General features: G+C 46.4%; 7 protein-coding genes, 1 rRNA gene and 1 riboswitch. Of the genes, 4 read left to right on the forward strand and 4 right to left on the reverse strand.

Annotated features, from left to right (window positions below):
- Window positions 1-4: 4 nt before the first annotated feature.
- From NL626_RS18385 to thiD, 3 genes are read right to left on the reverse strand one after another with little or no spacing between them, the layout of a single operon-like run.
- A complete protein-coding gene (locus tag NL626_RS18385; protein ID WP_154204137.1) occupies window positions 5-805 on the reverse strand; it encodes an ABC transporter permease in 801 nt (266 codons plus the stop codon).
- On the reverse strand, window positions 798-1,553 hold the full coding sequence (locus tag NL626_RS18390; RefSeq protein WP_033907185.1) for an ABC transporter ATP-binding protein: 756 nt from the start codon (window positions 1,551-1,553) through the stop codon (window positions 798-800). The genes NL626_RS18385 and NL626_RS18390 overlap by 8 nt, the downstream gene beginning before the upstream one ends.
- On the reverse strand, window positions 1,543-2,400 hold the full coding sequence (gene thiD, locus NL626_RS18395) for a bifunctional hydroxymethylpyrimidine kinase/phosphomethylpyrimidine kinase (RefSeq protein ID WP_005383329.1): 858 nt from the start codon (window positions 2,398-2,400) through the stop codon (window positions 1,543-1,545). The genes NL626_RS18390 and thiD overlap by 11 nt, the downstream gene beginning before the upstream one ends.
- Window positions 2,401-2,497: 97 nt before the next feature.
- Window positions 2,498-2,605: riboswitch (TPP riboswitch) on the reverse strand.
- Window positions 2,606-2,916: 311 nt separating this feature from the next.
- Here thiD and NL626_RS18400 point away from each other — a divergent pair.
- Both NL626_RS18400 and NL626_RS18405 read left to right on the forward strand, forming a co-directional pair.
- The gene (locus NL626_RS18400) at window positions 2,917-4,302 is read left to right on the forward strand and encodes a TldD/PmbA family protein (protein WP_017820998.1); all 1,386 of its coding nucleotides are present in this window, start codon (window positions 2,917-2,919) and stop codon (window positions 4,300-4,302) included.
- Entirely contained in the window at window positions 4,302-5,645 is a 1,344-nt protein-coding gene (locus NL626_RS18405) for a TldD/PmbA family protein (RefSeq protein WP_213886344.1), read from the forward strand. Before NL626_RS18400 ends, NL626_RS18405 begins: the two co-directional genes overlap by 1 nt.
- A 78-nt stretch (window positions 5,646-5,723) precedes the next feature.
- Here NL626_RS18405 and trmY read toward each other — a convergent pair whose 3' ends face one another.
- Window positions 5,724-6,323, reverse strand: a complete 600-nt coding sequence (gene trmY / locus NL626_RS18410; protein ID WP_213886343.1) for a tRNA (pseudouridine(54)-N(1))-methyltransferase TrmY — start codon at window positions 6,321-6,323, stop codon at window positions 5,724-5,726.
- 158 nt (window positions 6,324-6,481) lie between these two features.
- Between trmY and NL626_RS18415 the strand changes: the two genes are divergently transcribed.
- Together NL626_RS18415 and NL626_RS18420 are read left to right on the forward strand one after the other, a co-directional pair.
- The gene (locus NL626_RS18415) at window positions 6,482-7,006 is read left to right on the forward strand and encodes a DUF3087 domain-containing protein (RefSeq protein ID WP_253657618.1); all 525 of its coding nucleotides are present in this window, start codon (window positions 6,482-6,484) and stop codon (window positions 7,004-7,006) included.
- Between the two features lie 539 nt (window positions 7,007-7,545).
- Window positions 7,546-7,761, forward strand: a 16S ribosomal RNA gene (locus NL626_RS18420); the annotation flags it as partial.

Genomic DNA, 7,761 nt, shown 5'->3' on the forward strand with positions numbered 1-7,761 from the left:
GCAATTACTTGCTTTCCCAAGGGATGGCTTTTTTCAATAATTTATCGGTGATGAAGTAGAGTGAGATAGACAGCACGGCGAGGATAAACAGCGCTGCAAACATCTCGTCAATGATCATGCGAGCGTTAGCTTGGAGCATCAGATAACCCAAGCCTTCACTTGAACCTACCCACTCACCGACCACTGCTCCAATCGGCGCAATAACGACGGCAACACGAATGCCTGAGGCTAAAGTTGGTAGGGCGGCTGGCAATTGAATATGACGAAGTAACTGCCATTTAGACGCGCCCATGGTCTTGGCAAGGTCGAGGTAACCTGTTGGTGTATTACGTAAGCCGTCGTAGCAACATGTGGTGACGGGGAAAAAGATGATGATCGCCGCCATGACGACTTTCGATGCAATGCCGTAACCCAGCCAAAGCATGAGTACTGGCGCGATGGCGAACACAGGGATCGCTTGGCTAGCAATCAGAATGGGCAGTAACCAACGCTTCAGCGGTTCGAACATCAGCATTTGCAATGCGAACAGCAAACCCATTGATAATCCAAGCGCCAAACCAAGTAAAATCTCTTGCGCGGTAACCCAAGTATGTTTGAGCAAGACATCGTAACGAGTGACCAATCTATCCAGCACTTCAATTGGTGAAGGTAAGATGAAGCTTGGCATGTCGAATACCACAACAATCAACTGCCACAATCCCAAGATCACCGCTGTGCTAATGACCAAGCGCAGAGCCGGATGGGTCACGCGTTCTTTTTTACTAATGCGTGCCGAAACGGAGTTGTACTGAGTCATATCACTCATAGTCTTTCTCCAGTTGATCCAAAATCGCTTGTTGTAACGCCGCGCACTCTCCATCGAGAACTCGGGGCGGCTTGGAGTCTGGAACGACCAAGTGCTGAGCTTGCGCAGGTGTGCCTTGCAACACATAGAGTTGGTGAGCTAATCGCACCGCTTCTTGTGGGTCGTGGGTAATCAGAACAACCGTCTTATCTTTCAGCAATTCGGCAGACAAGGTTTGCAACTTATGACGAGTAACCGCGTCCAGTGCAGAGAAAGGCTCATCCATCAGAACTAGAGGCTTGTCTTGCATCAGAGTGCGAGCAAGGGCAACACGTTGTCTCATGCCGCCAGAGAGCTGAGCTGGCTTAGCATCCGCGTAATCGGCGAGTCCCACTTGGCTTAGTAAAGTCAGTGCACGTTGTCTATTTTGCTCTGGTGCTTGCACTTGAGAAAATCGAGAACTGAGGCAGACGTTGTCTAACACATTCAACCACGGTAGCAATAAATCCTGCTGAGCCATGTAAGCGATACGGTCATGCAGTGCAGCGCCATCCGTTGTGATGAGTTCGCCATGCCAGTCAACTTGGTCATCCAGTAGGCCAGCTAAGTAACGCAATATTGTGGTTTTCCCGCAGCCACTGCGACCAAGTAACACTGTCCATTGATTAGCAGGAATAGTCATACTCAACCCTGCTAGCGTTGGTGTTTGGCTGTCTTTGTATCGCAGACTAGCATCGGAAAGCTGAATGCCAATCGCGTTAGCGAACATAAGTATGACCCGCAAAAAAGTGGTTCACAGGGCCATGGCCTTTACCTACATCCAATTCATCAGCGTGTGCGATAGCTTGGCTGATGTACTGCTTACCCAGGTGCACCGCTTTGTGTAGGTTGTTGCCTTGGCCAAGATAAGACGCAATGGCGGAAGAAAGTGTACAGCCTGTGCCATGAGTGTTTTTGGTTGGAAATCGCTTGGCGCTAATTAACTCGGCACTGTCTTGCATGATAAGCAGATCGTTGCTGTTTTCATTTTCTTCAAGGTGACCGCCTTTGAGCAGAATAGCTTTGGCGCCAAGCGCACGAAGGTCGGTAATCATATCGTTCATTTCAGATTCTGATTGAGGCATTGGCTTACCCGTCAATGCTGCGCCTTCGGGTAGGTTAGGGGTAATGATGTCTGCGAGCGGAATCAATTCTTCTTTTAAAGTGCTGATTGCCGACTGTTCCAGTAATAGATCGCCGCTGGTGGCCACCATCACAGGGTCAATCACGAGGTGTTTTGGCTGGTATTGTTTAATTTTGTCTGCAACGACTTTGATGATGTTGGAATCTGCCAGCATGCCCACTTTGACTGCAACGATGTTGAGGTCGGTAAATACTGCATCAAGTTGGCTCTCTACATGGTCGAGAGGAATGGGGAAAATCGCAGAAACGCCTTGGGTATTTTGCGAAGTAATCGCCGTGATTACCGAGCAAGCAAAACTGCCGGTTGCGGACATCGCTTTGATGTCGGCTTGAATACCTGCACCGCCACCACTGTCTGAGCCCGCGATGGTCAATACGATAGGGGTAGGCAAGGCTGGCGTGTGATGTGAATGAGGTTGTGATTGCTGCGTCATGGTCGCTCCTACTACAAGACGTATAGGAACTGACTTTGACCGTTGCAGATAGATCGATTTTTCGATCGCTATCGCTTACCTAAGAGGGGCGACGAAAGGCAAAGTGTGCATAGTTCCCTACGTCAGTGCTAACTGAATCAGGTTCAACGGGTCTCGAATTTCGATCTCAGCCAACACTTGTCGTGTGGCCCCCCGACTATTTCGTTCGGATGATAGCAGGACCATTGCGGAAGGGATACGTTTTTTGAGCGTAATTATAATGAGTATTCAATTATGCGAGGTGAGTGATAAAGTAAGCACCTAAATGGTTTGCTGGGTGGAATTTACTAGTGCAACGCTCTGGTGAATGAGTAGAACCTGGAATATTTAATAAATAATCGTGGTCTCGTTAAGCAAGGATTAGCACAAAACAAGGTTAAAAAACTGTTAAAATTTAACGTGTTGCCAATTTAACTTTGTTGAACTTTTTCACAGTTAATTAGGAAGGCTAAGACGATCATCGAGCAAGGAGACTTCATGCTTAATTCTGTAACAGCGAAGTCAGTGATCGATCATGCGCTCTTTTTGGGGGCTGATTTCGCTGAACTATTCGTTGAACATCACCAAACCAACACTGTCCAGATCGCATCTGGTGAAGTGGATAAGGTTAACTCGGGTATCGATTTTGGTATCGGTATTCGTCTTTTTTTCGGTCATAAGGTGCTTTACGGTTACACCAACAGCACAGATGAAGCCGAACTAAAGCGCGTAACCTCGCTGCTTGCTGCAAAAGACAAGCGTGAGCAAATCGCGTCAGCGGGTTCTTTGAATTTGAACCGCTACCCAATCCAACATGGTTGCCGCATGCCGCTAGGTAAGGATGCTAACCTAGATTCAAAAATCGCGTTTCTATTGAAAGTTGACCAAGCCGCACGTGCTGAGAGTGAACATATCAGCCAGTTTATTGGCAGCGTTCTTCAGCGCGAGCAACAAGTGTCTATCTTCAACTCAGAAGGTCTACACGTTGACGATACTCGCCACTACATTCGTGTTGCTGGTAACACTGTCGCGCAAAAAGGTAATGAGCAGTCTTCTGGTATGGAAGGTCCTGGCGCTCTTGCTGGTTGGGAATTCAGTGAACAGCTTGATGCCAAAGAGCTAGGTCAAACTATCGCGCAGCAAGCGTTAGTAAAACTTGGCGCGGATGCTTGTCCATCGGGTGAAATGCCGGTGGTGATTGGTAACGGCTTTGGCGGCGTTATCTTCCATGAAGCATGTGGTCACTTGCTAGAAACCACTTCAGTTGCGAAGAAAGCATCAGTCTTCCACGACAAGATGGGCGAAATGGTTGCTCACACCGCAGTGAATGCAGTCGATGATGGCACCATGACCAACGAATGGGGCTCGATTCACATTGATGATGAAGGTATGAAGACTCAGCGCACTCAACTGATCAAAGACGGTAAGCTAACCAGCTTCATGGTCGATAAAATGGGTGGCATGAAGACAGGTTATGAGCCTACGGGTTCTGGTCGTCGTCAAAACTACAAGTTCGCACCAACCTCGCGCATGCGTAACACCTTTATCGAAGAGGGCGAGCATTCACTTAATGACATGCTTGCAGGCATTGAACGTGGTATCTATGCGAAGAAGATGGGCGGCGGCTCGGTTCAACCGGGTACGGGTGAGTTCAACTTTGCCGTTCGTGAAGCTTATCTCATTGAAAATGGCAAAATCACCAAGCCTCTGAAAACAGCAACGCTGATCAGCACGGGTCCAAAAGTGTTGAAAGAAATCAGCATGGTCGGCAAAGATATGGCGCTTGCGCCGGGCATGTGTGGTTCCGTGAGTGGTTCAGTACCAACAACTGTCGGTCAGCCAACGCTGAAAGTCGATAACATTCTGGTAGGAGGCGGTAACTAATGAGCCAAGAACAACAACTTCTTAATGCGGTTGATTACGTCCTATCAGAAGCAAAACGCCAAGGTGCAGAAGCGGACGTCATTGTAAACCGTAACAGTAGCTTTTCTTTGAAAGCGAACCAAGGAAAGCTGGATGAGTACAAAGTAAGCTCAAGCCAAGTTCTGGGTGTTCGTGTTGTGAAAGATGCGCGTGTTGCAACAAGCTATTCTGAGTCGTTAGAACAACCAAGCTTAGATTTGATGCTGACTAATGCACTGCAAAGCGCTCGTTTTTCCAAGCAAGATGAACATCAGACCATTAGTTGTGTGAACAGCCAAATCACGACTGACGTGGCTGAGATTGCTCAAGAAGACACAACTTCGGTTGATGAAAAAATTGAACTGTCTCTCGCACTTGAGCAAGGCGTAGTGGCTCTGCCTCACGCTTCTAGCGCACCTTACAATGGTTACAGCGATGGCGAAACACAACTGATCATTGCCAATACTCAAGGCACATTGTGTCAACACTTCGAGCGCTCGTTCACTTGTTACGCGTATACCTTGTTTGAAAAAGACGGCAAACAGTCAATGGCGGGTAGAATGTCACTTGGTCGCCGTTTTGATGAGTTGAATCCAGCTTACTGTATCGAAGGTGGCTACAACCTTGCTCGTGATCTTCTGGAAGGTGCTCCGGTTGCGACAGGTAACTACCCTGCTATTTTCCACATTAATGCGCTAGCAAGTTTATTCGGTGCTTTCGGCAGTGCTTTCTCTGGCGTAAGCGCGATGAAAGGCATTACGCCACTGGGTGACAAGCTTGGTCAACGTGTTGCGAGTGACTTGATTACCTTTACCGATGCGGCTTACATGCCGAATGGTATGGCTATCGCAGGGTTTGATAGTGAAGGTTTTGCCACTCAAGACAATGTGTTGATCGCCAATGGCCAACTAAATACGCTATTGCACAATAGCCAAACAGCGAATTATTTGGGTGCAGTGTCGACGGCAAGTGCCGCTCGCGGTGCAAAATCGAGCTTAGACGTATCAGCGAATCACAAAGTGATTGCGACTGGCAACAGCAGTGCATCAGAAGTAAAAGCGGGAGAGTACCTAGAGTTAGTCGAGCTTCAAGGTGTCCATTCTGGTGCGGATGCAGTGAGTGGTGATTTCTCATTTGGTGCGAGTGGCTTCTTGTGCCGTGATGGAGAGCGCGTTCAGCCAGTTCGTGGGATCACGGTAGCGGGTAACTTCTACAAGATGCTGCAAGAAGTTGAGGCAGTGGGTGATACTCAGTTAATTAACGATAGCCGAACTTTCTTCTCGCCAGACGTTCGTTTTGCTCGTTTGAGAATTGGTGGTAAGTAAACTTAGCATCCCTATAGAAACAAAAAAGAGGACTCAATGGAGTCCTCTTTCATTGTCTAGCAACGTGTGCGTGAATAACTAGAATTCGCGTATGTCCAACTCATTGTGGATCAATACCACACACTGAGAAGCGAAAAGCATCTTAGGACCTAAGCTGATCTTCTCTGTGCCAAGGCGCTTTAAGCTGTTAAAAGACTTTTTCGGCATCGGTATATGGTCAGTTAGCAAGAAACATGGGTTTTCACCAATTTCTGCATCACGAATAAATTCGCCTTTTTTATCCAACATATATAGTTGGTGATCTTCTGCCAGTTCTTGCACTAGGCGTTCAAAACTGACGGTACGAACGGTGATACCAGGTTCGACTTCACGAAGTTGCTCTTTACCCATACCAACCGAAGCATCCAAAGCGCGAGCCACTGCTGCAATCAAAGTTGACTCATGGAAGCCGCCAATGTTGGTGATGTCGTTGGAGCGAATAGTAATGGTGCGTGAGAAATCTTTTGTGCTTTCCAAAACCAGGTGAACAACCACATCTTCACGGTGTGATTGAGCAACGAACATAGTGTTCATCATGGTATGAGCAAGAATCTCTGTATGCGCTTCATTACCAACACTTTCTAACAGTGCTTTGCTGGTGGTTGGCGCCGCGCGAGCTCGTAAAACAAAAGAGCGCATGAATTTAGCCTCTATATAGGAAGAGTGAATGCGCGGAAGTATATACCCAAGCAGGGAAGGGATGCGAGTTTAATAGCAAATGTGAACTTACTTACAAAGCTTCGATTGTCGTGCGGAGTGTGCTGGTTAGAATAGAGGCAACCTGTTAGGAGCGGTATATGGAAATCAAAAAAATAAACAAACAAGTCTATAGAAAGAAGGTCAACCTAGTGATTGGTGGCTTTGTTGCCTTGCTTGCTATCTCTTCTCTTGCTTTTAGTACGCTATTGATCGTTTTGTTCGGTAATACAGATGTAGTACCTGAACAGTCGACGGGGAACTTTCACTGGAACTTAATTGGTGTTGTGCTTGCCTTAGCTACTTCACTGTCTTTGTTGAACCAATTCAAAACACGCCCTTATATGGAAGAAGTGTTGTATGTCTGGAAGCTCAAGCAGCTGCACAACAAGATCTTTCGCAAACTGAAAAGCATTAAAGCCGCTTCTGTTGAGCACGATGTAAAAGCGCTGACGATACTTAAGTTCTACTATACGACTCAAAGTCAGGTGTTTGAGTTAGACAACAACACATTAACGATGAGCAGTGTAAATAAAGAATTAGAGGCAATTGAGCAAATCGAAGCGGCGAAGTCACTGGATCTTGATATCACAAGCTTTGAAGAGTCTTGGATTGACACATATTGATTGCCTATTTGCTACGTTAAGTTAACAACTAAGTGTTAAAAATAAGCGTTTGAGTGAGATTTCATCACTCGACGTTTTTTTTAAAGTTTTTTTCTAAAAAAGGGTTGCCAAGAAAAATCATCTCCCTATAATGCGCCTCCGTTGTCAGGGCAAAGCGGAAACGCAAAAGCGGTTGGCAAGAAGGCGAAAGAAAACTTCTAAAAATTAATTTAAAAAAGTGTTTGACACTGAAAATTAATTCCTTAGAATACGCCTCCGCTTCGATAGCAAAGCTTACGAAGCAAGCTCTTTAACAATATAGACCTATCAATCTGTGTGGGCACTCGTTGATGATAATCCAATTAGATATTTCTTTCTTAACGGAAAGCGGTATCAAATTAGGTTTCAATGAAACGAAGTGACCAATCAAGTCTTCGGACTTGGCACAGTCAATTCATTATCGTTCTGTTGGAACGATAATAGCTTTAAAATTACATTAGTAGTTTTGAAGTCAGTATTCATTGAGCCTCTCCCTATTTATTTAGGGAATCAAAAACTTTAAATTGAAGAGTTTGATCATGGCTCAGATTGAACGCTGGCGGCAGGCCTAACACATGCAAGTCGAGCGGAAACGAGTTATCTGAACCTTCGGGGAACGATAACGGCGTCGAGCGGCGGACGGGTGAGTAATGCCTAGGAAATTGCCCTGATGTGGGGGATAACCATTGGAAACGATGGCTAATACCGCATGATGCCTACGGGCCAAAGAGGGGGAC

Origin of the sequence: Vibrio sp. Y58_MX_L22, from assembly GCF_024181865.1 — a bacterium.
In the GTDB taxonomy this organism is placed as follows: domain Bacteria; phylum Pseudomonadota; class Gammaproteobacteria; order Enterobacterales; family Vibrionaceae; genus Vibrio; species Vibrio alginolyticus.